Annotated in this window: 25 protein-coding genes and 1 pseudogene; 6 read left to right on the top strand and 20 right to left on the bottom strand. The window is 61.4% G+C overall.

Annotation, left to right across the window (positions count from 1 at the left end):
* The 8 genes from L53_RS02440 to L53_RS02410 form a co-directional block, all read right to left on the bottom strand.
* On the bottom strand, positions 1-630 hold the full coding sequence (locus L53_RS02440) for a hypothetical protein (protein ID WP_034811204.1): 630 nt from the start codon (positions 628-630) through the stop codon (positions 1-3).
* Positions 627-2,060 carry an ATP-binding protein gene (locus L53_RS02435; protein WP_034811202.1) on the bottom strand — a complete coding sequence of 478 codons (1,434 nt, stop codon included), beginning with the start codon at positions 2,058-2,060 and terminating at the stop codon, positions 627-629. The genes L53_RS02440 and L53_RS02435 overlap by 4 nt, the downstream gene beginning before the upstream one ends.
* A gap of 27 nt (positions 2,061-2,087) precedes the next feature.
* Entirely contained in the window at positions 2,088-2,771 is a 684-nt protein-coding gene (locus L53_RS02430; protein WP_034811199.1) for a response regulator transcription factor, read from the bottom strand.
* 35 nt (positions 2,772-2,806) lie between these two features.
* Positions 2,807-3,118, bottom strand: coding sequence for a PepSY domain-containing protein (locus L53_RS02425; protein ID WP_051607476.1), 312 nt, complete (start codon positions 3,116-3,118; stop codon positions 2,807-2,809).
* A 93-nt stretch (positions 3,119-3,211) separates the two neighbouring features.
* Positions 3,212-3,466: a response regulator transcription factor gene (locus tag L53_RS17105; protein ID WP_198019715.1), complete on the bottom strand. Its 255-nt coding sequence runs from the start codon at positions 3,464-3,466 to the stop codon at positions 3,212-3,214.
* 23 nt (positions 3,467-3,489) lie between these two features.
* Complete coding sequence (locus L53_RS16155; protein WP_051607474.1) at positions 3,490-3,951, bottom strand: autoinducer binding domain-containing protein; 462 nt, start codon at positions 3,949-3,951, stop codon at positions 3,490-3,492.
* Between the two features lie 72 nt (positions 3,952-4,023).
* Positions 4,024-4,788 (bottom strand): LuxR family transcriptional regulator, encoded by a 765-nt coding sequence (locus L53_RS02415; RefSeq protein ID WP_034811197.1) that lies wholly within the window; start codon positions 4,786-4,788, stop codon positions 4,024-4,026.
* A gap of 145 nt (positions 4,789-4,933) precedes the next feature.
* Entirely contained in the window at positions 4,934-6,094 is a 1,161-nt protein-coding gene (locus L53_RS02410; RefSeq protein ID WP_034811195.1) for a hypothetical protein, read from the bottom strand.
* 230 nt (positions 6,095-6,324) lie between these two features.
* Here L53_RS02410 and L53_RS02405 point away from each other — a divergent pair, with 230 nt between their 5' ends.
* Positions 6,325-8,769, top strand: a complete 2,445-nt coding sequence (locus L53_RS02405) for an EAL domain-containing protein (RefSeq protein ID WP_034811193.1) — start codon at positions 6,325-6,327, stop codon at positions 8,767-8,769.
* Here L53_RS02405 and L53_RS02400 read toward each other — a convergent pair.
* The 10 genes and pseudogenes from L53_RS02400 to L53_RS02355 all read right to left on the bottom strand — a co-directional run bounded on the left by L53_RS02400 (position 8,766) and on the right by L53_RS02355 (position 15,276).
* Complete coding sequence (locus L53_RS02400; RefSeq protein WP_034811966.1) at positions 8,766-9,647, bottom strand: DnaJ C-terminal domain-containing protein; 882 nt, start codon at positions 9,645-9,647, stop codon at positions 8,766-8,768. The two genes, L53_RS02405 and L53_RS02400, sit on opposite strands and share 4 nt — an antisense overlap.
* A 136-nt stretch (positions 9,648-9,783) precedes the next feature.
* Positions 9,784-10,278, bottom strand: coding sequence for a hypothetical protein (locus L53_RS02395; protein ID WP_034811191.1), 495 nt, complete (start codon positions 10,276-10,278; stop codon positions 9,784-9,786).
* A pseudogene (locus tag L53_RS02390) lies at positions 10,268-10,822 on the bottom strand (hypothetical protein); the annotation flags it as partial. The gene L53_RS02395 and the pseudogene L53_RS02390, both read right to left, overlap by 11 nt.
* Positions 10,823-10,918: 96 nt before the next feature.
* Positions 10,919-11,107 carry a DUF3168 domain-containing protein gene (locus tag L53_RS02385; RefSeq protein WP_034811186.1) on the bottom strand — a complete coding sequence of 63 codons (189 nt, stop codon included), beginning with the start codon at positions 11,105-11,107 and terminating at the stop codon, positions 10,919-10,921.
* Complete coding sequence (locus L53_RS02380) at positions 11,104-11,637, bottom strand: hypothetical protein (protein WP_034811184.1); 534 nt, start codon at positions 11,635-11,637, stop codon at positions 11,104-11,106. Before L53_RS02380 ends, L53_RS02385 begins: the two co-directional genes overlap by 4 nt.
* A 191-nt stretch (positions 11,638-11,828) precedes the next feature.
* Complete coding sequence (locus L53_RS02375; RefSeq protein WP_034811182.1) at positions 11,829-12,032, bottom strand: hypothetical protein; 204 nt, start codon at positions 12,030-12,032, stop codon at positions 11,829-11,831.
* 173 nt (positions 12,033-12,205) lie between these two features.
* Positions 12,206-13,372, bottom strand: a complete 1,167-nt coding sequence (locus L53_RS02370; protein WP_034811180.1) for a phage major capsid protein — start codon at positions 13,370-13,372, stop codon at positions 12,206-12,208.
* A gap of 134 nt (positions 13,373-13,506) precedes the next feature.
* A complete protein-coding gene (locus L53_RS02365) occupies positions 13,507-13,923 on the bottom strand; it encodes an HK97 family phage prohead protease (RefSeq protein WP_034811178.1) in 417 nt (138 codons plus the stop codon).
* The gene (locus L53_RS02360; protein ID WP_034811176.1) at positions 13,916-14,146 is read right to left on the bottom strand and encodes a hypothetical protein; all 231 of its coding nucleotides are present in this window, start codon (positions 14,144-14,146) and stop codon (positions 13,916-13,918) included. The genes L53_RS02365 and L53_RS02360 overlap by 8 nt, the downstream gene beginning before the upstream one ends.
* Complete coding sequence (locus L53_RS02355) at positions 14,143-15,276, bottom strand: phage portal protein (protein ID WP_034811174.1); 1,134 nt, start codon at positions 15,274-15,276, stop codon at positions 14,143-14,145. Before L53_RS02355 ends, L53_RS02360 begins: the two co-directional genes overlap by 4 nt.
* A 217-nt stretch (positions 15,277-15,493) precedes the next feature.
* Between L53_RS02355 and L53_RS02350 the strand changes: the two genes are divergently transcribed.
* Both L53_RS02350 and L53_RS02345 read left to right on the top strand, forming a co-directional pair.
* Positions 15,494-16,378 (top strand): ParA family protein, encoded by an 885-nt coding sequence (locus L53_RS02350; protein ID WP_051607473.1) that lies wholly within the window; start codon positions 15,494-15,496, stop codon positions 16,376-16,378.
* Positions 16,375-16,818 carry a hypothetical protein gene (locus L53_RS02345; RefSeq protein WP_034811172.1) on the top strand — a complete coding sequence of 148 codons (444 nt, stop codon included), beginning with the start codon at positions 16,375-16,377 and terminating at the stop codon, positions 16,816-16,818. Before L53_RS02350 ends, L53_RS02345 begins: the two co-directional genes overlap by 4 nt.
* Positions 16,819-16,899: 81 nt before the next feature.
* Here L53_RS02345 and L53_RS02340 read toward each other — a convergent pair whose 3' ends face one another.
* Entirely contained in the window at positions 16,900-17,907 is a 1,008-nt protein-coding gene (locus tag L53_RS02340) for an FAD-dependent oxidoreductase (RefSeq protein WP_051607472.1), read from the bottom strand.
* Positions 17,908-17,967: 60 nt separating this feature from the next.
* On the bottom strand, positions 17,968-19,038 hold the full coding sequence (locus L53_RS02335) for a terminase large subunit domain-containing protein (RefSeq protein WP_233347492.1): 1,071 nt from the start codon (positions 19,036-19,038) through the stop codon (positions 17,968-17,970).
* Positions 19,039-19,993: 955 nt separating this feature from the next.
* On the opposite strand from L53_RS02335, the gene L53_RS02330 reads away from it, so the two are divergent.
* The 3 genes from L53_RS02330 (at position 19,994) to L53_RS02320 (ending at position 24,435) form a co-directional block, all read left to right on the top strand.
* Positions 19,994-22,780, top strand: a complete 2,787-nt coding sequence (locus L53_RS02330) for a TonB-dependent receptor (protein ID WP_034811170.1) — start codon at positions 19,994-19,996, stop codon at positions 22,778-22,780.
* Between the two features lie 183 nt (positions 22,781-22,963).
* Positions 22,964-23,227 (top strand): hypothetical protein, encoded by a 264-nt coding sequence (locus tag L53_RS02325; protein ID WP_034811168.1) that lies wholly within the window; start codon positions 22,964-22,966, stop codon positions 23,225-23,227.
* 176 nt (positions 23,228-23,403) lie between these two features.
* Positions 23,404-24,435: a phytase gene (locus tag L53_RS02320; protein ID WP_034811161.1), complete on the top strand. Its 1,032-nt coding sequence runs from the start codon at positions 23,404-23,406 to the stop codon at positions 24,433-24,435.
* Positions 24,436-24,459: the final 24 nt, after the last annotated feature.

Raw genomic sequence — 24,459 nt, 5'->3', positions numbered from 1 at the left:
CTATTGCGTGTCAGCAGGTTCAGGTGCCTCAGGACGCGGCTCTGAGGCAGCATCACCAATGCCCAGCGCTTCGATCATCGGCGCGAACCGTTCGCGGCGCGGATCATCTTCCGGCAGGCGGGAATAGATATAGCGCATGGCCTGTTCGGCCTTTTCCTGATCGCCTGCCTGCGACGCACCCATGGCCGCCCACATACCCGCGCGCACCTGGGTTTCATCGAGTTCATAGGCCTTGGCGAACAGGCGCGTGGCCTCTGGCGAGACCGCGCCATTGTTCAGCTCGACCAGCGCATCGCCAAGCGCCAGCAAGGCTGGCATGAATTCATTGTCCCGCCGCAAGGCAGACTGGTAGGCCCTTGCGGCATCCGACGTGCGTCCCTGCGCGCGCAGGATTTCACCAATGAAATAGTGTGGCTGGGGATCTTCAGGGCGTTCCACCACGGTCGCCTCAAGACGCGACAGGGTTTCAGCCTGGGTCAGCGCGCCCGGATCGGTGCGGATTTTCTCCATCAGGCCAGCCTGCCGGTCTTTCATCGGCAAATCGCCCATACCGGGTTTGCCAACCAGCAGATATCCACCAATCGCCACCGCCAGACAAAGTGCGAGGATGATACCGTTCCGACGTGTCATGATTTTGGAAACTTCAACACGGCCTTCAGGCCACCCATGCCGGAATCCCCCAGATCGAGACTGCCGCGATGCAGTTCGGCCAGTTCCTTGACGATAGACAGGCCCAGCCCGGTGCCGGGGGTGGTCTCATCGAGGCGTACGCCACGTTTCAGGGCGCCTGCCCGTTCTTCCTGCGTCAGGCCCTTGCCGTCATCCTCTACCTCTATGGTCAGCGCGTCTGCCCCATCGCGAACCCGCACCATCACTTCGCTCCGGGCCCATTTGCAGGCGTTTTCCATCAGATTGCCGACCATTTCTTCCAGATCTTGTTTCTCTCCCCGGAACACGGCCCCGACCCCGCCGTCAACGGACACGTTGACGCCCCTGGCATCATAGAGTCGGTTCAGCATGCGTGCGATGCCATCGATCACAGGGCGCAATTCAGTCCGTGCGCCCAATGTCTGCGCCCGCGCCACCATCTGCGCGCGCTTCAGGTAATGCTCGACATTGGTCTGCATGTTTTCCGACTGGCGACGCACCACATCATCCAGCAAAGTATCACCGGTCGCCTCATTGCGCAGCACGGCCAGCGGCGTCTTCAGGGCATGGGCAAGGTTACCGACATGCGTCCGCGCGCGCTCGACCACCTGCCGGTTATGCTCCAGCAGCTTGTTCAATTCATCGGCGAGCGGGCGCACTTCGGCCGGATAATCCTCAGACAGTTTCTGCCGCGTGCCTTCACGCACCTCAGCGACATCATCCCCGATACGCCGCAACGGACGCAGCGAGAACGATATGCCCGCGACCATCGCCGCGAACACACCGCCGAACAGGGCAATCATCGTGCCCAGCAACAAATTCCGGAAGCGCGTTGCCGCCGCATCATTGGCCGCGCGGTCAGCCGCCGCCACCAGAACAAGCGGCGTGTCACGATTGGCGATCAGGATCGCACGAGACGCCACGCGCACATGCTGTCCGGCCGGACCAACAAGGTCAAAGTCCCCGAACTGCGTCATGCCGGGATTGGCCAGCGTCCGATCCAGTTGACCGTCGCTGAGGGGAACGGGCTCGTCCCAGAGGCTGCGCGAGCGAATGTCTCCCGCGATGTCGCCTTCGGAGCTGACCCCCACAATGGCCCAGTAGCGCCCGGAATATTGCGTGCGAAAACGCACATCCCCGAGAAAGAATTCGCGCTGGGAATCCGTGACCTGGCCGTCTTCGAGAAACGCCCCTTCCCGAGTCATCTCGCGGGTCAGGCCAACAAGATTCTGTTCCAGATCCTCTTCCAGCAAGCTGAGCGTCTGCGCGCGATAGACCGCTGACAAGGCGAGCGCGCCTCCAACCAGCACGACCAGGCCCCACACCGCCGCCGCCAGCATGATCCGCCGCGCCAATGACAAGCGCGTCCAGCGGTCCAGCAGGGTCGGGTTTGAAGGGGCGCTGTCGCTCATGGTCCGGGCTCCGGCGCGGGGCGGGTCTTATCCGGCGACGCGGGTTTCAGCGTCCGGCACGACCAGACGGTAACCAAGGCCCCGCTCGGTCTGAATGCGATCTTGGCCGATCTTCCGGCGCAGGCGACCGATAAAGACCTCGATCGTGTTCGAGTCGCGGTCAAAATCCTGATCATAGATATGCTCGACCAGTTCCGTGCGCGGCACGACGCGGCCCATATGATGCATCAGGTAAGACAGAACGCGATATTCATGCGCGGTCAGTTTCACAGGTTCGCCATTCACACTGGCACGGGCGGCGCGCGTATCGACCACCAGCTTGCCAGCCTCCAGCGTCGCGGCAGAGTGACCGGCGGCGCGGCGCAACAGGGCGCGCAAGCGCGCCAGCAACTCTTCGGTAATGAACGGCTTGGTGAGGTAATCGTCAGCGCCGGCATCAAAGCCAGCCACCTTCTCGCTCCACGAATCGCGGGCGGTCAGAATCAGGACCGGGAAGGATTTTCCGTCCGCACGCCATTTCTTCAGAACGCTGACGCCGTCCATCTTCGGCAGGCCGAGGTCCAGGATCACCGCATCGTAGGGTTCGGTGTCGCCCAGAAAATGGCCGTCCTCGCCATCTGCGGCAAGGTCCACAGCATAGCCTGACTGTGAGAGCACATCGGCCAACTGGCGGCGCAAGTCTGAATCATCTTCAACTACCAGGATACGCATCTACACGTCCCTCCGATCTAGTAAGCAATGTCGGGTCAAGCACCCTGACGGTCAAGGACTGCGCCCGTGCGGGCGTCCACCGTAAAGCGCATCTTGCGGCCATCCCCCGTCATCCAGTCGATCTTGTATTGCGGCTTGCCGCCGTTATCGAAGAGGTCTGCACCGAGTTGATAGCCGCCATATTGCCGCTTCAGGCTCTGGAAAATCTGGCTGAGGGGAACGGTTTTGCCCTGCCGCACCGAATCGCGCGCCTGGCCAGGCGACCATTGGTTACGCCAGTCCTGAGCGGTCGCCGGAGGCGTCACCACAAGGCCCAAGGCCAGAAGAAGGGCAGAAATCCGTTTCATACCATGGCTGTATAGGCATCAGGCTCTGAATACCAAGTGAACATATGCCGTCGGATTCGTTCAGGCTGCGATTGGTGCCAACAGGATGGGCGATCAAGCACGTTTCGAACGCGCACGACGCTGTTGCGCGGCTGCCTCAACATTCGGGTCTGACGCGATCACGAGCCCGCGCATCACCCCCTTCATCACGGCGGAGGTTCGGTCGAATACGTCCAGCTTGGCAAAGATCCGCTTCACATAGGTGCCAACGGTCTCCTGGCTGAGGTCCAGCATGTCCGCGATGCCCGCATTGCTGCGGCCTTGCGCCATCCAGTGCAGCACGTCGAGTTCGCGGCTAGAGAGGTTCATGTCATATTGCAGCTCAGCCGACATCAGCTGGCAATAACGCAGATAGGCGGTCTCGGCGCCAATCTGGAAAAGCGACAGATCAACTCCGTCCAGATCATCTTCTCCGGATTCACGCGCGCCGCCGACCCGTAAGTGGCGACGCATATGCCCTTCGCCATGTCCCATTTGGACAAGTCTGAAAGGTATCGGGTTTCCCGCTCATTCAGCACGACATCGCTTGGCAAGTCATGCCAGTGAAAGGCCGTTCCGATCCGCACCGAAATGTCTGGCAGAGGGTCGTCCATATGGCGAGCGTCGCGATAGGCGGTTTCCCACTCTTCCGGAAAGCCCGCATTGGTCAGCCCGCGGCCCACCGAGCGATCATGACCAACCGGGGATAGACATAAAAGCCGCGGCACACCCATCTCGCCAAAGGCCGAGACGGCCGCTTCACGCAGGTCCTGCAACGACCGCGCCTCTATCAGGCCCTTCAATTTGTTGAGCACGCCACTGCCTCCCCGGACTCGAGGAGGATTGTGAGGTCTCGCGCGATATTTTCAAGCAGAATAGTAGAAATACTATCCATCTCTTCGGCGTTTCGCTCTCATCTGGTCGGCGACAAGTTCAGAAATCGGGTCGGACACGATGACCATTCCCTGACGGACCCCCTTCATCACGGCCGAGGTACGGTCGAACACTTCCAGCTTGGCGAAGATACGCTTTACATATGTATTGACCGTATCCTGACGGATTCCGAGTACATCAGCGATGGCGCCATTACTGCGTCCCTGCGCCATCCAGTAGAGGACGTCCTGCTCGCGGCCGGAAAGCTGGACCGGAATTTCCGGGTCCATGGTTACCAACTGGCAATACCGCATGAATGACGACATGCCCACAAACTGAAAGAACTCGCGGTCGATGCTCTCGACTTCCGGTCCGTCAGGATCCGTGCTGGCCGCGATCAAACCCACTCTCGACACATTGCCATATTGGAGCATGCAGACTCCCTGGCCCATCTGCATCTCTCTCAGGAACTCCATATAGGCGAGTTCATTCTCGGAGAGTGACACCGATGATGGCAGGCGGTGCCAGTATAGTGGTCCTCCGATCCGGGACGCGGCGTCCGGAATCGGGTCGTGAACCTGCCAGTTCAATTCGTATGATTTCTCCCATGCTTCAGGAAACCCGAAGCTCGCCGTGTTTCGGGTCAGGGACCGGTCACTTCCAATAGGCCCCTGAAAATAGACCCGGGTCAGCCCTATCTCGCGCAAGGCGACAACAGATCTGTCAAATATGTCTTCGACCGTGCGTGATCGAACTATATGGCGTAGATGGCCCACCATTGGTCCAATCCCATTTTTCGAATGGGAAGATAGTCCAAACCCGCTCTACGGCAATCATATTCGCCCGCTTTAGGGTTGAATATTGATGGGCCTGCAGCCTCGCTCGCGAGACGATGGCCTCAGCTCTGTAACACCCACGACAGACCTAGCCGCCAAGCAGCAGCAGCGTCGTCGCGTCGGAACTGATACCCGCCTGCAAGGCATAGAGGTGATCCAGCAAATTCAGGGTTTCCTTGGCATCATGGCACCGGTCATCGACATAAAACCAATAGTCACGATACTCGACCGCAATCGTCGCACTAGCTGGGCGCGCCTCCGCCGATTGCACGGCAAACAGGCCGCCATTCACATCATGCCAGCCTCCCGGTGCCCGACATGGGTCGTCCGAATATTCCGAGACAGGTTGCGAGGCACGGGCGATGTCTCGGTGCGCCTCGGGAACGTGAACCGATTGCGACAGCGCCGACAACACGCCGAGCAGAGATCGCCCGCGCGCCGCATAATCGCCAAGGGAATTCCCCCGCGTGGATATCTCCGTGATGTAGCGGTCACCGGGAATCACGCTGACATCCGATACCCAATAGCGACGAAAGAAATCGGCAAGTTGCTGGCCAAGTTCGGAGGTCCGATTCCATTTGAGGATCACGCGCGGCTTGCCGTCTCCATCGGTTTCCGATGTGTCCGCATCCACGACCTGCACCATCAATTGCCCCCGTTCCTGAAGCGAACGCATCAGCGCGGCCAGTTCGCGAAAGCGCGCATTATCCGGCATGACGGGCGGGGTTGGCCCGGCGGCTGCCCGCGCATTCTCCAGATCACCGATCCGGGAGACGCAACACAACATCAATCGTTCAACGCTCCAACCCGACTGGCTCATCAGGAAGATGGTTGCCGGCGGCAATGGCTGCAGGATCTGTTGGGCATAGTCCGACCCCCTCAACGCCGAATACGCGATCGAGGGCTGGCTACTCATATTGGTCCCGACATTTCCGTTCAGAACTTCATCCAGATCCTGCCCGCCCAGCGCCAGCGCTGACGCCAACATGCCATTGATCTGGGTATTTTCGGTCGTGGTGATCCGCTCAGCGTCAACAAAGGTGACAGGATCATTGTATCGCAGACGAACAATGTTCATCAGCAATTGTTCCTGCCGGGCATCTGAAATGGCCGAAGAATAGGCAAGCATGTCGGATTCAATGGGAGAAACCGGCCGGTTCGGATGGGCGCACGCAGCCAGAACAGCCAGGCTGGCGAGCGCAAGCTTCACATTTTGACGGCGCCTCACATTTTTCCGGCGGTAGGTCATTAACATTTCTCCCCGATATATTTACGTACACATTTCCAGCACCCGCCAAGAACTGCGCCCCTCACCTGAAACTGTAGTGAAGATTACAGAAGTAACGTTTTCGACGAGTTACCGCAATTTGCTCACATTCTCCAAACCCCGCAGAGCGGCCCCGGATTGGCACAGTAGGATTTGTTTTTTGGTAACGTAATCATCCGCATGAAAATCCCGTAAAAGGATTTTACTCTCAGATGTACGAAGTGTTGAACTGCATAACGACGGAGCACGACTGGAAGCATGTGCTTGCATCCTTGTTCGTCTTGGCATTCAGCAATTGTTGTTCCCTGATCATCTACTATCGCAGCCAGGCTGCACTGTTGACCCGCAACAAGATCCTGTGGGCGATTGCCGCCGGCACGGTTGTGGGCCTCGGAGTCTGGGCCACCCATTTCATCGCGCTGCTCGGTTACAAACCCGGCTTCGAAATCGTCTTCGATGCCGGTCGCACAATTGTGTCCGCCCTTATCTCTATCGCTGGCTTCGTCACCACCGCGTTGTTGCTGCGCCTGAATGCGGATGGCACGCTTCGTCTGGCATGCGCAGGCATCGCGACCGCCGCCGTCGCCGGAATGCACTTCTATGGCATGTCGGCGCTGAGCGCCTCTGCTGTCATCGAGTACGATACACTGACCATCACAGCCGCGATGGTGCTCGGCTTTCTGGGCTATGCTGGCACCTATTTGCTCGGCGCGAACCCGAAGGTCCGCTGGAGCACGGCGATCGCCACAGTCACCAGCGTTCTGGCAGTCATCTCTATTCACTTTGTCAGCGCATCCGGCACAACCCTGATCCCGATCAGGGGCCTGAGTACGCCGATAGTTGCCCTTCACACCACCGGCCTCAGCGCAATCATCGCCGTCGCCATGCTGGTCGTGGTGGTCCTCTCCGCCCTTGCGGCCGGCCTCGATAGTAATTTCCAGCGACTTCGCCACAAGGAACAACGCAAATTGTCCGTGCTGGCTGATTCAAGCAGCGAAGGTCTCTTCATGGTGTCAGCTGATGGTCTCGTCCTTCAGACCAACATGGCCGCACGGATCATGTTCAGCGACCGCTTGAGCGACCTCGAAGACCTGAAGGATCTGGGCCATCTGGCGGATGTAGATCGATTGCCAAAGCTGTCGGGTCGCTCTGTTCAGGACCTTTTCCAGATTGAAGACGAGACCTTCTCCCTGAAGGAAAACCGGGATTATGGCGAACGCCGCATCCGGTTTGCAGATGGCCGTGAGATGATCGCCACGATCTCCAGTCGGCGCACTGAGGATACGAACGAAGATTTCGTCTTCTTTGCGGTTCATGACATGACCCAGCGCATCCGCGCCGAAGCCCGTGTGCGCGCACTCGCTTACCGTGACACTCTGACAGGCCTGCCCAACCGGGTCGCCTTCAATATGGCGCTTGAATCGTCGGTCAGCAAAGACGCTGAGCATCGCAAGAACCTGGCCGTCATGATCATTGATCTGGACGAGTTCAAGGAAGTCAACGATCAGTACGGCCACGGCGCTGGAGACACGCTCCTCAAGGCGATGGGCCGCCGCATTTCCAACGAGCTGTCTGACAAGGACATGGTGGCTCGTCTCGGGGGGGATGAATTTGCCGTTCTGGTGCGCGGCCGATCCACACCCGAAGAGGTTACCCGGGTTGCGAACAACATACTGGCCGCCATTTCCGAACCACTGGCCATGGGCAAGCGAACGCTGAACTGCGGCGGCAGTATCGGCATCGCAATCGTCCCACAACGCGCGACCAGCCCTGCCCGCATCCTCACCTTTGCCGACCGCGCGCTTTACTCCGCCAAGGCTGACGGACGCGGCTGCGTACGGTTCTATGATGCCATTCTGCACAAACGCCAGATCGAAAAGCGCAATCTCGAACGCGCGCTCCACAAGGCGATAGAGAATGACGAATTCGTGCTGCACTTCCAGCCGAAAGTCAGCGCATCCTCGCGTGCCATTGTCGGCCGGGAAGCGCTGATCCGCTGGAATCGACCGAATGTCGGCCTGATCGGCCCGGATGAGTTCATTCCCCTGGCAGAGCAGAGCATGCTGATCAATGATATCGGACGTTGGACCATCTTCGCTGCATGTTCTGCAGCCAGCCAATGGTCGGGCAAGGAGACGGTGGCCGTAAATCTGTCTGCCCGCCAGTTGCTCGATCCGGACTTGGTCGACCATGTTCGCACCGCACTCGAACAGACCGGACTTGATCCAGAGCGCTTTGAGTTGGAGATCACGGAAACCGCAATCATCCACAACACCCAGCTCGCCACCAGCATCCTGCTTGATCTGAAAGCGCTCGGCATCAAGATTTCTCTGGATGATTTCGGGACCGGCTATTCGTCAATGAGCTATATTCAGGAATTCCCGTTCGACCGGATCAAGATCGACCGGTCCTTCGTGACGTCCATGAATGCCAACGTAAAATCCCGCGCCATTGTCGAGGCGATCATCCACCTTGCCCATTCGCTGGACATTCCGGTCGTGGCCGAAGGTGTTGAAACCGAAGACCAGGCCGAAGCGCTGGCCCTGCTGGCATGCGAGGAATTGCAGGGCTACCTGATTGCCGCTCCCGCCCCATTCGAGGACATGGTTGCCCGCGTGCTGGCCGACAATCCGATTTTCGAGATCGAGGTCGCCTAGCGCCCTTCAGCCCAGGCTTTCAGCCCGTCATCTTTCGGATCATCCAGCACGATTTCAAGTCGAGCGTAGAGATTGCCCGGCGTGGATGTCTGCACACCCTTGCCGCGCAAACGCAATTGAGAGCCGGTATTGGAGCCCGCAGGAACTTTCAAAGTCACCGGGCCGGACGGTGTCTTCACCTCGACACTGCCGCCGAGCACCGCGATCTTGAGATCAATCGGTACTGACATGCGCAGATCCTTGCCATCGCGTTCCCAGACGCTGCTGGGCTTCACTTCAACCTCCAGCAAGGCGTCTCCGGGCGGTCCGCCATTGGGCGATGCCTGCCCCTGACTTTTCAGACGTAGCGTCTGCCCAGATTCAATGCCTGCCGGAATATTCACATCCAGCGCTGTATTGTCGGCCATGGTCATGCGCCGCCGCGCGCCCGTGACTGAATCCGCAAAGTCGATCGTCACGCGATAGCGTACATCACGGCCCTTGACCGGCCCGCTGCGACGCGACCGGCCGCCACCGCCGAACATGCCAGAGAGGATATCCTCGAACGGGTCGCCCTGTGCGCCGCCAAACGGATTGCCACCGCCGCGTGTTTCCCAGCGCTGTCCCCCGCCGCCGGGCCCGCCGCCCGGATAGCCGCCGCCAAAGCCGGTCGGATTGCCGTCTCCGTCAATCTCGCCGCGGTCGAACTTGGCTCTCTTTTCCTTGTCGCCAAGAATGTCCCATGCCTGCGAGACCTGCTTGAAAGCTTCCAGCTTTTTGGGATCGTCCGGATTCTGGTCCGGATGCAAATCCTTCGCCTTCCGGCGATGCGCCTTCTTGATTTCGGCCTCGCTGGCCGAGCGGTCAACGCCGAGCACTTTATAGGGATCGAGGGCCAAGGGCGGAAAATCCTTCCAGTCACGAATCTGATATCCGATCACAGTTAGGATGTCCGGAACCGTAATGAAACCCGGATATTACCTTACCGGATCGACCCGCGCCGCAATGCATCCCGGTTTGGCAGCTAGCAACTCGTCAAATGACGGTCCAAAAGCCCGTCCGCCCATCCGGTCCGATCTCAGCCACCCGCGCCGCATTTGCGCCCTCTACCCAGTCTGCAAAGGGCGCCTCCACCACAGTTTGCGCGCCAAATCCCGCCCCCATATCGAATGCGACGGCAAACCGGCCAACATTCTCCGCCTCCGGCATGGCCCAGCTTTCTGGAACATCCGATCCGCGCCGGGTCCAGCTGAGCTGGCCATCCTGCACCCGCAGGTGCGTCACTGGCCAGGGCAAGCCCGCACGGTCCTCGAACATGGCCGTCTGTGGGATATCATCCGCCCTGGCCTGCCAGACCAGCTCCGCCCCATAGGCCTCCCCGCCAAGGCGTGCCCGCGCCACCGCCGCATCCAGCATAACCAACCGCGCGCCAATCGCTGCGTCGCCGGGCACACTCCCTCGCTGCCCCCGCAACAGCCTGGTCAGACGCCATGTGTCCGGCGCGATCAGGTCAGCTCGTTCAAACTGCACACATTCCCACCCCGTCGCCGTCTCCAGCAGCGCGGCGTTGCTGCCCGACAGGACACGATCTTCCGGCAGGCTCGCAAACTCTCCGCCCGGACAATACACATCCAGCGCATTTGCGCGGTCCCACCGCCCCACCGGCCCCGCGCCGCACGCTTCCCGCCGGCCGGTCCAGTCGCACCGCCTCGCTCAGCGCGTCGTCGGCCAGACCGGCAGACACGACCACCTCACCTGGCCACGGATCGGCCCATGCCGCCGCCAGCGGCCCAACGCCTTCGCCAAGCTCCGGCAGGCTCGGCGCATCCATGACGACAAGGTCCGCAGCCGGCGGCGCGCTGCCCGTCTCGCCAGCCCGCACGCGCGGCACCGCAGCAACCTCCTCCCGGCAGGTCAGCGCCCGCACGCCGCCCCGGTCGACTACATCCGTGACACGCCAGACCTGCCCGCCCTCAACGCGCAACCCATCCCCCGGCTCCAATGCGAGCGCCGAGAGTGACACCGCACAGGTCGTCGTCTCCCCGCTCGCTGCCGATGCCAGCAGCGCGGCTGCAACAGCTTCCGCCCGACGGCCACGTCCTGCACCAGCCTTGCATCACCGCCGTTAATTCGCGCCTCCGCCATGCCCGGCTGATAGTCCGCCTCCAGATCAACATGCGTCAGCCTGAGCCGCCCCGGCGGGGGTCACTTCATGGCGCTCCAATTGGGCATAGGGGAAGATCGGCGCATCGCTTTCGGCGTCGAACACGCGTGCCGGATTGCCGAACACGGATTGCACGCCTGCATCTGCGCGCAGCAAATCCATCAGCGCGCTTTCGATGGCGGCCTCGGCGCTCATAGTCTCCGCTCCCGCCGCGCGGCGAGGATGTCGCGGACCTCGTCCGGCAGGGCCTCGCCCCTCTCGCGCCGATAGGCTGCCAGCACCAGCCGCTTCAGCGCCTGCACCAGATCCTCCGGCACATCCGCCGCCGCGCCGAAGCCAGTGACAAAGGTCACATCCGCATTTCCGCCCGGCGGAATGGATGGCAGCGCCACCAGCCGCCCGCCGCTGAGCGCGAACCGCGCGGTGTAGAGTTGTGCTGCACCGTCTGCATCGACGGTCTCGACCGAGACCAGCGCCGAGGCCGGCCCGGGCACCAGCCGCATGCCGGTCCGCGTCACGCCCGATGGCCAGCGGTCGAACCACCGCTTCACCGTGCGCGTGAGGAGCGCCAAGCCCGTCTCGGCCTCCAGCCGCGCCCGCGCCGACGCGATCAGGCCTGTGACGAGCTCATCCTCGCCCGCATGGCCGATGCGGAGATAGTCCTTCGCCGCGCCGAGAGACAAAGCCTCCCCGTCCGGCGGTGAGATCACCGTCAGATTGTTCATCTCTTACCCTTTGTTTTTATGGGCTTATTCGCCGTACACTCTGGATATACAGCCTTCATGGGAGCTTGAACCACATCGAATCAATGGAGTGATGTGATGAAGATTGCCAAGAAACTGCGTGAATGGATGGACTGGCTTCGAATACTACTTGGACTGCTGCTGCTGAGCTTGGAACTCATGCAAAAGCTACCCTAAACCATCCCCTCCAGCTTCCCGATCAGCGCGCCGCCAATGGGCAGGGCAACGCTGCGGACGAGTTCATTGTCGATCTCGGTCTCGGTGGAATTGATCAGGGTCGAGAGCGCCTCGGCAATCTTGGTCGTGAATTCCTCCTGCTGCGGGCCGGTCAACAAAGCGGCCTGGCGGATGAGGGTGGTGAGAATGGATTCGAACATGTCTGGTTTCCTTCGATTGGATTGAGATTGAATATTCAGGGGCGCGTCACCCCCGACGGGCCACGCCCGTCTGGGGGCCCCGCTCCCGAACGCGCTCCATGTTTGCGAGGCAGCCTCCGGAGATGGGTCCCCAGACCGCTCCGCGGTCGGGGATGACGCAGGTAAGCGACGCGCTAAAACACCATCACTTTCGCAGCGTCGAAATTCTGCACGCCGCCGCCAACGCGCTTGGTCGTGTAGAACAGCACGAAGGGCTTGGCGGAATATGGATCGCGCAACACACGCGCGCCCTGCCGGTCGGCGATCAGGTAGAAGCGCCGGAAATCCCCGAAGGCGATGGCCGCATTGCCCGTGCCGATATCCGGCATGTCCTCGGCCTCGGTCACCGGATAGCCCATGATCGTGGCGGGCTCGCCACCCGTGCCGGGCTGCCAGATATAGCGCCCGTCCACATCCTTCAGCTTGCGGACGGATGCCACGGTGCGCCGGTTCATCACGAAACGGCCATTGGCGCGGAACTGCGCTTTCGGTGTGTAAATCAAATCGATCAGCTGGTCAGCCGCATCGGCGGCGGTAAAGTCCCCGGCCACCGAGCCCACCTTGCCCCAGACATGGCTCGCCTCGGCAACAATATCATAGTCGAGAAAGCCCTTCGGCTTGCCGTCGCCATCGCCGCTGATGAAGGCAGCTGATTCCTGCGCCGCAAAGGCGGCTTCCACCTCATCGGCCAGCCAGGCATCTATATCGGCATAGGAATCTTCCAGCAGGGTCTGCGTCGCCGCCGGCATGGCGTAAAGCTCGCCCGCCGGGAATTCGAGCAGCGACAGCCCAGATTGCGCCGTCTCCGTCCGCGCAACCTGTTCGCCGACCCAGCTCGCCGCCGCGCCAAGCCCGACCGGCTTCTTGTAGACGCCCGCAGAGGTCTGCCGCACGGTCGCGATCTGGCGCATCGGGCTCGCGGCCAGCAGGCGCGACTCGATCAGTCGGTCCAGTTCCGGCGGCGCAATATAGCCGCCCTGCTCATCCGTACCGGTGTTCAGCGCCTTCACATCCAGCCGCGACAGCCCGCTATCATCGCCGCTGCGCAAATAACGTCCCCAGGCCGCGCTGCGCGCATCCTCGTCGGCGGTCTTCCCCTCGCCTGCCTCCGGCCGGGCCATTTTCAGGCTCAGCGCTTCGAGCCGCCGATCAATGCGCGACAGCCGCTCATCCGTCAGCGGATCGCTTGCACCCTTGGCTTCGATCTCGGCCAGCCGGGCATCATTCGCCTCGGTATAGGCGGCAAAGGCGGCCATCAGTTCGGCATCGCCGCCGCCCGCCATCTTGGTTTCCTTGGTCATGTTGTCTCCATTCCTCTCAAATTCATCATCCTTCGACGTCGCTCAGGATGAGTTCCGTACTTTCAAAGCGCTCATGCTGAGCGAAGCCTGCCCCAGCGATGGCCGGGGTCGAAGCACGCGCGCGGGCTTCCCAGTCACGCCGCTTTTGCCTCCGCCCCCAGCAGGGAAAACCGCGCCCGTGCCTGCATCGGACTGGTCACGAGGGAAACTTCGACGAGGTCCACCTCGACCAGTTCCCGCCCATCCGGGCGCCGTGCGTTCCAGAGGCGTGGGCGAAACCCGATGGAGAGGCCGCTGAGCCCCTGCGCCACCAGCGACCGCGCCGCGACACCTTCGACGAGACCGCGCACATAGAGCCCCCGCCCATCCTCGATCATCCGCACCCAGCGTCCGGCCATGGCGCCGGGCCTGTGCTGCAACAGCATGGGCAGTTGCGTGCCCCGCTGCAGGCTGCGGGCAAAGGCGCCCGCCCGCACGACATCTCCGCTCGCATCCGGCACACCGAACAGCGAGGCATAGCCTTCGATCAGGAGGGGCGTATCCCTATTCATCCGCGCCCTCCAATCGCCGCTCGATCCGGTCCAGCTGGCTTTCCATCCGGTCCACGCCCTCCTCGACACGCGCCAGCCGCTCGACCACGCCGCGACGGTCGCGCACCGTGTCTTCCAGCGTTGAAATCCGCTCCGCTGCCGCGCCCGCCCAGACCAGCGCCCCGCCGGTCTGCACCAGCACGGCGACGAGGAATCCGATCGTCACTTTCCGGTCGAGCTTCATGGCTGCAACCCCGCAAGCTTTCGCTTCTCTTCGCCTGTCGCAAAGCTCGCGCCCTCGAGGCGCGCCCAGAGCGCATCGCGCTCGGCCGATAGGGCGGGCACGCGATCAATGTCCGCGCGAACCTCGACTTCCGCGCCGAACGGCACATCCAGCCAGGCCGACAGCGCCGCAGCCATCTTCTGCACCAGCGGCAATACGGTCATCCGCCAGAAAGCGAGGTTTGCTTCCTTGTAGTTTGAATACGTATTATCTCCCGGAATGCCGATCAGCATGGGCGGCACGCCCAGCGCCAGCGCGATCTCCCGCGCCGCGCCATGCCGCGCCTGAAGGAAATCCATCTCTGCCGGCGAGAGCGACATCGGCCGCCAGTCCAGCCCGCCCTCCAGCAATAGCGGCCGCCCCGCATTCGCCGCGCCGGAATACATGCCTTCCAGTTCGGCCTTCAGCGCGTCGAACTGGTCCGGCGGCATCCGCCCATGCCCGCCATAGACCAGCGCGCCGGAGGGTTTGGCCGAATTGTCGATCAGGGCCTTGGCCCAGTCGGCGCTCGCATTGTGCAGGTCCAGCGCCCGCCTTGCGGCGCCAAGCGGCGGAAGCCCCATCGTGTCACTGACCGGGTTGAACAGTTTCAGGTGCAGCACGGGGCTCCAGCCGGTCTCGGCATCGCGCCGGATCAGTCGCTCGCCATGACGCTCACGCACGGCCCAAGCCTCGACCCATCCGCGCGCATCCGCAACCGGCCGCATGGCGGACGGGGCCAGCGCATAAAGCGCCGACACTCCCGCCCCGTCCGCCGCCTCCAGTCGCACCCCTTCCAGGAACGCATTCCCGGTCAACTGGAGCTGGGAATAGGCCGTCTCGAACAATTCTGTCGCAATGCCGTCCGGCTGGGGCCGTCGCAACAGGCGACTCGCGCCCTCATGCGCCGTGACCAGCGGCACCGCAGCCGCCGCCTCCGCCACCATGCGGACCGCCCGATAGGCAATGGCATTGGCCAGATATCCGTCCCGCGTCAGGGCCGCGCCGTCCCGGCTGCCCCAACGGGCCTCACCTACCTCGGATAGCGCAACCAGAGGGGGCGCGGATTTCGCCTCGCGCGGGCGACGGTTGAAGGGCCAGATCGGGTTCATGAGGGGCGCTGCTCCATTTGCGTTGATGAGCAGAAATTAAATCCTCGCCACCCCCATCGGATTCAGCTTGGAAAAGTCGCGAAAAATCAGTCCGCTATGGCGAAATAGTTGAGGATTAACCGGTCACTATCCCTGTATTTTCTTGGCCCGCAGCCATAGCCAGACGGGCGCAAATCTGCTCTTTCGCCATTCGATCAGGGGCAAAGGAGCTTACAGAATGTCGGCACGTGTCATTTCCGTCGCCAACTCCAAGGGCGGCGTTGGCAAAACCACTACTTGTGTCAGTCTGGCAGAAGCTTTTGCGGCCAATGGCTTTCGCACACTGGTGGTGGACCTGGATACACAGGCCAATGCGTCCCTGCTGGTCTACGGTCATGAAGGCGACGAGCACCTCTTTCAGGCCATCAATGATTACGTCACGATTTCCGACTGGCTGCTGGAGAATTTCTTCGCTGGCGAGCACAAGCGCCTGTCGGAATTCATCGTCACCGACGCGTCTGATGTCAGCTATAATGGCAAGCCGCTCGAACTGGACCTGATCCCGTCCTCGCCGCGCCTGCGCAAGACCGAGCGCGAGCTGATCTATGAGCTTACCGCCAAGGGCTATTCCATGGAAGCGCTGCAGGGCCAGGTTGGCCGCCGCATGCGCGATGATTTCGAGAAGCTGAAGGCCGATTATGACGTCATCATCTGCGACTGCCCTCCCGGCATTTCGGTGATGACCGAAACCGTCCTCGCCGCCAGCCACCTGATCATTGTACCAACCATTCCGGACTTTATGTCCACACTCGGCCTCGACCTGTTCACGGGCGATATCATGCGAAACCTCCGCAATCGCGATATCGAGAACCTGCCCTGCGTGCTCGCCACCCGCTATGATGGCACGCCGCACCAGCAAGTCGTGCTGAATGCCATGCGCGAGGCCGCCAGCGCCAAGGAAACCGAGTTCGACATGTTCGACACGGTCATCCCGATGAAGCAGGGCTTTGCCACCAACCCGATCGAGCTTGGCCCGGAGCCGACGCTGCAGGCCAAATGGCCCGGTGACGCGCTCGGCATCATCGAGAGCCTGCTCAAGGAAGTACGAGAGAAAATTCAATGAGCGACACCGCCACTCCCCGCAGCGCCGTAGCGCTGGAATCCCTGCTCAACCAACGCGATCGCTTTGCCAAGCTGGGCGAGAAGGATTTTGCGGCGGCGACAATGCTGCTGGTAAAAAAGCTGATGATCTCCGCTGGCCAGACCACGGACGACATGAAGCACCTGCGCGATACCGTCGGGGCCGACCTGTTCGAAACCACGCTGAAATCGCTGACCGCCCACCAGGCCCGCCAGTTGGCGCGCCGCATGGACCGATCTGTCCCGGACCTTGAAGTCTCGACGGCTGGTGCCGCCTGCGCCTGGATCCGCGGCTTGATGAACGGCACCAATCCGCTGCCGACCGAACCCGCCAAGGCCGCCGAAGACGCGAGCGCGGACGACACGCCCCCCGCCCCCAAGAACGCCTATTTCGGCCGGAAAGCCTTCCGCACCGGGGGCTAGGCCCCAACCCCACCCGCAAACAGGCGCCGGTTCGCGGCGAGGATCGCGGCGGTGTCGGCATCGCTCGGTTCCAGCGACCAGTTATGGTGCTGGAAAGTTCCGCCCAGCAAACATGTAGGCCGAGCCGCCAGTGATGATATTGTAGTCGATCTCGGCCTGCGGCTCGAGGATGACCAGCTGGCCGCGCACCGGATGGATTTCGGTATCACCAAACAGTTTGCCCGCGCCAAGCCCGGTACAGTTGAACACAACCGCCTCATCCAGCGCCGCCACCTGCGCCGCATCCTGAAACTCGCGCACAATGATCCGTCCACCCCGTTCCCTGATATCCTCTTCCAGCTTGCGCAGATAATGCGGCGTATCCACCATCATCGTGTCGAAGCTGCGTGCATGCGCGGTCGTGAAGGGCAATTCGCCCGGCGCATAGTCGACAACATTGATGGCAAACTCCTCCATCGGGTGGCCCGCCCGCGCCGGATGGTTGGTCACGGGCCGGTCAGACAAGACATAGTTCACTTCCCAACTGATGCCGTACTCCGGCCCTGTCAGTAACTGGAACCGCCGGAAAGAATGACGCGCCGCCGCGACATGCCGGTCCATGTATCCGGGGGCGATGGCCGCACTGTCATACACCGAAGCCGGCCACCACTGCCCGCCTGCGATGTTGGAGGTCGTGTTCGGGCTCAGCGCCTTGGCATAGAGCGTCACCTTCGCCCCGCGTTCCAGCAACAACATCGCCGTCGACAGGCCCAGCGCCCCCGCGCCCAGCACGGCATATTCCGCCACATCCGGATCAAACCCTTCCTCCACGGCCAGCTGCGCCGAGCCCCAGGACAGGGTGATCCCGCCGCCGCCATGTCCGTAATTGTGGACCACCGTCGTCTCGCCCAGCATCTCCCGCTCCACGCGGAAACCGGACGCCCGATAGGGCCTCAGCCCCACGTCCACGCGCACGATCCGGTCCGCAGACACGCGCACCGGCGGCACAGGCTTCATCACCATGCCCGGCGTCTGCGGAACACTTGCACATCCGGCCACTGCAGCCGTCAGTCCGGTGGCGGTAAAGGCCCGGCGTGTCATCTGGCTCATCTGAAATCCCTCGCTTTCGACCCGCACCTTCGATCACGGGTCTGGCAAGATCAAGGCAGATCACAAGACCCGTACCCAAGGCCCACTGCCCTGCTGCAAAAGTGCCCAGATGGCCCAGACCAGCGCATCCACCCGGTCAGGCGATCCGCGAAACCCTTCCGCGCCGAACTGGCACATCTGATCTTCCAGTGTCGGCAACAGGCCGACATGCGCGACACGGCGTTGCTCATACAGCGTCGCCACCGGCGCGGCCCGTGCGCGCTTGCCCAGCCGCGCATGCACCAGACGCACCGGCACATCCGCCCCGGCGCTTTCCAGCACCTGCCGCACCATCTCCCCGCCCTGATTGGACTCGGCAATGATCTCTCGCGCGCCAACCTCGCGGCACACCGCCACCGCCCGCCTTGCCCAGTCGAGCGGCTTCAGGCCCGGCGCCGACGCATCGGCCAGCACATAGGCGACCCCGTCGCGCACGCCCGCCGCAATAATCCCGCAGGCATCCGCCGCAGGCCCGCTCGTTGCGGGCGGGTCCACAGCCACGATCACATCTTCCAGCATGGGCGGCGCGCTCACCCGTGCCGCATCAATCATCTGTCGGCGGAACAGCGCGCCTTCGGCATCTTCCAGCAATTCGCCATGAATCTCCTGCCGGGCCAGCGCGCTATTGCCATAGGCCGCCTGCATGGCCGCCACGAACCCATCTGACAGATTCTCCGCATTCTCGGCCATGCTGGCCTGACGCACCAATGTCCCCGGCCCGGTGAGCAGCCCCTTGAAGAAATCCGTCGGTCGCGGCGTGGTCGTCGCCATCACGCGCGGCTCCGCCCCCAGCCTCAGCCCCATTTGCAACGTGTCCCACACGGCCTGCCCGCGCATCCAGGCCGCGATCTCATCACACCAGGCCACATCAAATTGCGGCCCGCGCAAACTGTCCGGATCTTCGGCAGAGAACACATGCGCTTCCGCCCCATTGTCAAAGCTCAGGATACGCCGGCTGGGTGAGTAGTGCGGGCGGCGGCACTTCAGCGGCTCGATCCATTTCAGCCCGCTCGGCCCATCGATCATCACTTCGCGCACATCGTGCAGGGCTGGCCCCACCAGCGCCGCCCGGTGACACCGCCCGTGAATCATCGACCAGCGGAGCCATTCGGCCCCCGCCCGCGTCTTCCCAGCGCCGCGTCCGCCCATGAACACGAAGCTCCGCCATCCGCCCGGCGGCGGCACCTGTATATCGCGGGCGTGCAGAATCCACGGATTCTGGCTGACCAGGCTGCACTCCCATTCCGCCAGCGTGCTCCAGTCGTTGCTCTGCGCCGCCTGACGCGCCCTTTGTTTGAAATCCGGCAGCAAGGGCGTCCAGCCGGCATTGTTCAGCGGCTGGGGAGAGTTCGTCTTCGGCGTCTTCGCCCGCTTCGTCTTCGTCGGCACGTCCGGCAATCCGCACATCCTCATCCCCTTCCCAAGTCGCCACCGCCATTTCCATCCGCCGAATTTCCGCCGCCAGCCGCATGATCAGGCCACTCAGCCCGCGTAACTCCTCCGGCGTCACATCCGCCGCCATCATGCGGTCCACCGCCTTGTCGTGTGCCTCGCTCAGCGACAGGCGCTGGCGCTCCAGCGGCATCTCCGGAGCGTCGAGCCCATTGTCCCGGATCACACGCCAGACGGTGCTGGCGCCCCGGCCAACCTGCGTTGCGATCTCCGCCATGCTCCGCCCCAGCAGGCGCTGGAGCCGGACCTGCCGGATTAGGCGTTGGCGATGGGGCTGTCGGGTCATGCGGGCCTCCTGCGGTGAGAGGGGCAGTGTCGCATGGGTGCGAACCCCATCGAATTCAGGCTCCGAAAACCCTCTAGATTTCGGTATGATTCGCTCGCTCTACCTGAGCGCGACTCCAATAAGTGTTGCAGGAAAAGCACGAATTTTTCCCCGCATGGCAGGCCTTTGCCTCTGTTTCCTGAGAATTCCGGGTGCGTCACAAAAACATTACGCATCTGTCATCCAGACGTAACTCTGGCGTGGGACGGGGCCGCAGTTTTCGAAGCGTAGACTTCTTAATACGGATTCCCAGAGCAAGGACGACCTCCCATGACCTTTACCTCCCGCAAGCTTCTCCTGCTTGGAGCTGCCACTGCCGTGCTGGCGCAGGCTGCCGCTGCCGACGTCCTGCAAGGGACCGTCACCGACGCCACCGGCGAAGCCGGCCTGCAGGGCGCACTCGTTACCCTCGAAGGGCTGGACCGTACCGCCTCGTCCGACCGCTTCGGCAAGTATCGCTTCGGCAACGTCCCGGCTGGTGAATACACGATCAGCATCTCGTATGTCGGTGCAGACACGCTCGTCGATACAGTCACCGTGTCCGGCGACACGGATTTCAGCATCCAGCTCGGCAGTGACGTTCGCTATCTCGACAACATCCTGGTCGTGGGCTCCACCGCTGCCCAGGCTGGCGCGATCAACCAGCAGCGCGCCTCCGACGCCATCATCAGCGTCATCGACTCCGATGGCCTCGGCAACTTCCCTGACACGACGGTGGCAGATTCGCTATCCCGTGTGGCCGGCCTGTCCATTGAGAATGACCAGGGCGAAGGCCGCTACGTCTCGATCCGCGGCATCAACTCTGACCTGATCTCAGCCACCATCAACGGCGTGCGCACGCCATCTCCGGAAGATCGCCGCGGCGTCCTTCTGGATGGTGTACCATCTGACCTTCTGGACGGTATCGAAGTCCAGAAATCCCTGACCCCGGATGTCGACGCTGACACAATCGGCGGCGTCATCAACCTCAAGACCATTTCGGCGTTCGACCGCGACGGCCAGTTCATCCGCGCCAAAGTCGAGGGTTCCTATAACGAGATCACGGAAGAAATTTCGCCAAAGGCCACGCTGACCTATTCCAACGTCTTCGGTGAAAAGCTGGGCGTTGCCGCCTCGCTGAACTATCAGAAGCTCGGCATCGTGGCACACAATAACGAAATCGGCGAATGGGGCTTTGATGACGACCTGAACGCCTATGTTCCGAATGACGACTACGAAATGCGTTGGTACGATCTGACCCGCGAACGCGTCGGTCTCGTCTTCAATGTCGACTACCGCATGACCGAGAATACAGAGCTCTACCTGCGTACACTGTTCAACCAGTACACAGATGACGAAGTCCGCAACAAGTTCGAGTTCCGCGACCTGGCCGAAGAAGGCGTCAGTATCGATGGCAACAATTACAATTTCAACTTCGCTGAAGTCGACGCCGAAGTTCGCCAGAGAGAAGAAACCCGCAATATCCAGACTTACGCACTCGGCGGCAAAACCTATGCCGGCAGCTGGACGGTCGACTACGAAGTCTCCTACGCCTATGCCGAAGAAGACGATTCCAACAACCACGACGTGGCGTTCCGCTCCGACGACATGGACGGCGACAGCATCATTGTCTGGGACAATTCTGACCCGAAAAAGCCGCGCCTCACCGGAACCGGCGTGGACTTCGTCTACGACCCATCCAGCTACGAGATGGATGCCTTCGAACAGGAAGCCACTGTCAATGAAGACACTGAATGGGCCTACAAGCTCGACCTGACGAATGATTCCTCCATTGGCAGCACGCCAGTGACCTGGAAAATGGGTGTGAAAATTCGCGACCGTGAAAAAGTACGTGACCAGAACCTGATGATCTGGGAACGCGACGACGTTCTGATGTCAGATTATATCAACGCGAACGCCTTGGTTGATGGCTGGCGCATGAACAATCCGATGTACGAATGGCCAAATGCCGGTCTGACGAGCGCCCTGCGCAACACGTTCACGGATGATGAACTGGATGAAGACGGTACGAATTTCGACAGCTTGTCAGAAGACTACACGATTGAGGAAATGATCATTGCCGGTTACGGCATGGGAACGTTCCAGCTCGACGATCTGACCGTCGTTGCTGGCGTGCGTATCGAAGCCACAGACGTTTCGGCAACCGGCAACATCTTCTTCGAGGGTGACGATCCTGAGAACGTCGCCATTCGCAAGTATGACGACGATTACACGCACGTCCTGCCAAGTGTGAACCTGAAATATGCCTTCTCCGACAATCTGATCGGTCGCGCCGCTTACTATGCGTCCATCGTACGTCCGGCCTTCGGTGAAATGCGTCCGACCATCGCCCTGAATGATGATCGCGACGAAGCCGAAATCGGGAACCCGGCCCTTGACCCGTATGAAGCGGACAATTTCGATCTCTCGATAGAATACTACCCAACCAAGCTCTCAGTCCTGTCGGCCGGCGTGTTCTACAAGGACATCTCAGACCCGATCTTCGGTGCAAACTACGACATCGGCGACGTACCCGGATCGGTCGACCTGTCCTTGCTGCCTGACACGGTTGAAGAAGTCTTCACCTACGTCAACGGCGACAACGCCACGGTGCAGGGCATCGAGTTCAACTACGTCCAGCAGCTCGATTTTATTGGCGACTTCTGGGAAGGCTTCCTGGTGTCCGCAAATGTGACGATCGCCGAATCCGAAGCATCTGTGCCGGATGAGGAAGACCCGCTCCTGACCCGCGATGTTCCGCTGCTCAAGCAGAACGACCTGATCTGGAATGCGTCGATCGGCTACGACAAAGGCCCATGGGACCTGCGCATTTCCGCAAACTTCCGTGACGATTATCTGGACGAACTCTTCGGTGCAAACCTCGACCGCTATACCGGCGATCATCTCAGCATCGAAGCGTCGGCCAAGTATGACGTGAACGACAATTTCCAAGTGTATGTGGAAGGCAAGAACATCACTGACGAACCGGAATTCTACTATTTCGGGGCAGAGAGCCGCCTGTCGCAATATGACGAATATGGTGCCCGCTACGTTATCGGTGCCCGCCTGACGTACTAGGCTCGGTTGACGAACCTTACCAAAAGCCGGGCGGGGAGCGATCCTCGCCCGGTTTTGCATGAAGGCATGGCACCCAGCCAAAACCCTGTGCATCTGCAATCGTTTGGGTACATTTTCCTTACATAAGGGGGTGCACCCGGTGTTTTTCCTGCTAGAAGGATACAATTAGCGGGAGAATCTTTCATGAAAGCACCAATTCTGGCCCTGGCCGCCCTGATCGCGGTATCCGGCTGCGCCCTCAAGAAGAAAGAGGGCTACTCGGTCGCCGATGGGGGCGAAAATCCAGACATGGTCTGTGAACGCGTGCCGGTTCCCGGCAAAGTATATCCAGGCAAGATCTGCATGACCAAGGAACAATGGGCTCGCCACGAAGCGGCCGGTCGTGACGCAGCGTCAGAAACGCAACGCCGCGCCCTGTCATCCCCAGCACCTGGCGGTGGCGGCTAAACGCTTTCGAATGCCTTGAACTCCGGAGAAAGCAGGCCCATTGGCCTGCTTTTTTCATGTCCGACAGTCTCGGAACATGGCACATTTGTGAAAACTCGCCCGCGCGCCTTGATCTTGTGCCGGACGCAGGGAATACCGGCCCGAACCCTGTTTATCCCAGCCCCTGAGGAGTGTTCATGAAACGCTGTATTCCCCTCGCCGCCCTGCTTCTGTCTGCCTGCGCCACAGAGCCCGCCCAACAGATTTACGCCATCGACACAGCGCCTATTCCGGCCGCCGTCGAAACGGCGCCCATGACAGGCACAGGCGACAAGGCGGACGACCCGGCTGTCTGGGTGAATGTTGCAAACCCGGCTCACAGCCTGGTCCTCGGCACCAACAAGGATGAAGGCCTCCATGTCTACAATCTCGCTGGCGAAGAGCTTCAATTCCTTGATGTCGGCCGCGTCAACAATGTCGACTTGCGCGGCGATGTCGCCGTCGCCTCGAATGACGAAACCAATTCCATCAGCTGGTTCGCCATCGACCCTGCCACCGCCACGATCGGCCATGTTGGCGACACGCCAACGCAGAAAGACGAGCCCTATGGCATTTGTGCCGGTCAGGTCGGCACCACCTATTACGCAATGCCCACCTATAAGGACGGCATGGCCCAGGTCTGGTCTGTGCAGACCGACAAGATGAGCGAAGGCCCTGAGCTGGTCGCTGAAATCCAGGTTGGCCAGTTCGGCCAGCTACAACTGGAAGGCTGCGTATTCGACGAAGCCAATGGGCAAGTCTTTCTCGGTGAGGAAGAGCACGGCATCTGGAAGCTCGATCTGAATGACTGGTCTGCCGCCCCGGTCAGCGTCGACACGATCGCCGCACAGAATGGTCTGGTCGCCGATGTTGAAGGCATGGACATCTGGGCCGGTGCAGATGGCGCAGGTTACCTTGTCGCGTCGTCCCAGGCCGCAGACCGGTTCGTCGTTTATAACCTGAAAGCGCCCCATGCGCCGCGCGGCGTCTTCACGGTCACCGCCAATGCCGATGGCAGCATCGACGCTGTAACGCACACGGACGGTCTGGATGTCAGCTCCGCGGCGTTGCCAGGGTTCCCGAAAGGCATTCTCGTCGTTCAGGATGACGGCAATCCGGCTTCCGGCGTCGACCAGAACTTCAAGCTGGTCGACTGGTCCCTGATCGAATCCGCCCTCGGCCTCGACTAAGCCTGAGCGTTACTCCAGAGTCAC

This window comes from Hyphomonas sp. L-53-1-40 (assembly GCF_000682775.1).
Taxonomy (GTDB): Bacteria; Pseudomonadota; Alphaproteobacteria; order Caulobacterales; family Hyphomonadaceae; genus Hyphomonas.
Note: the sequence above shows the minus strand (reverse complement) of the source record. Positions and strands in the feature narration are given on the sequence as shown.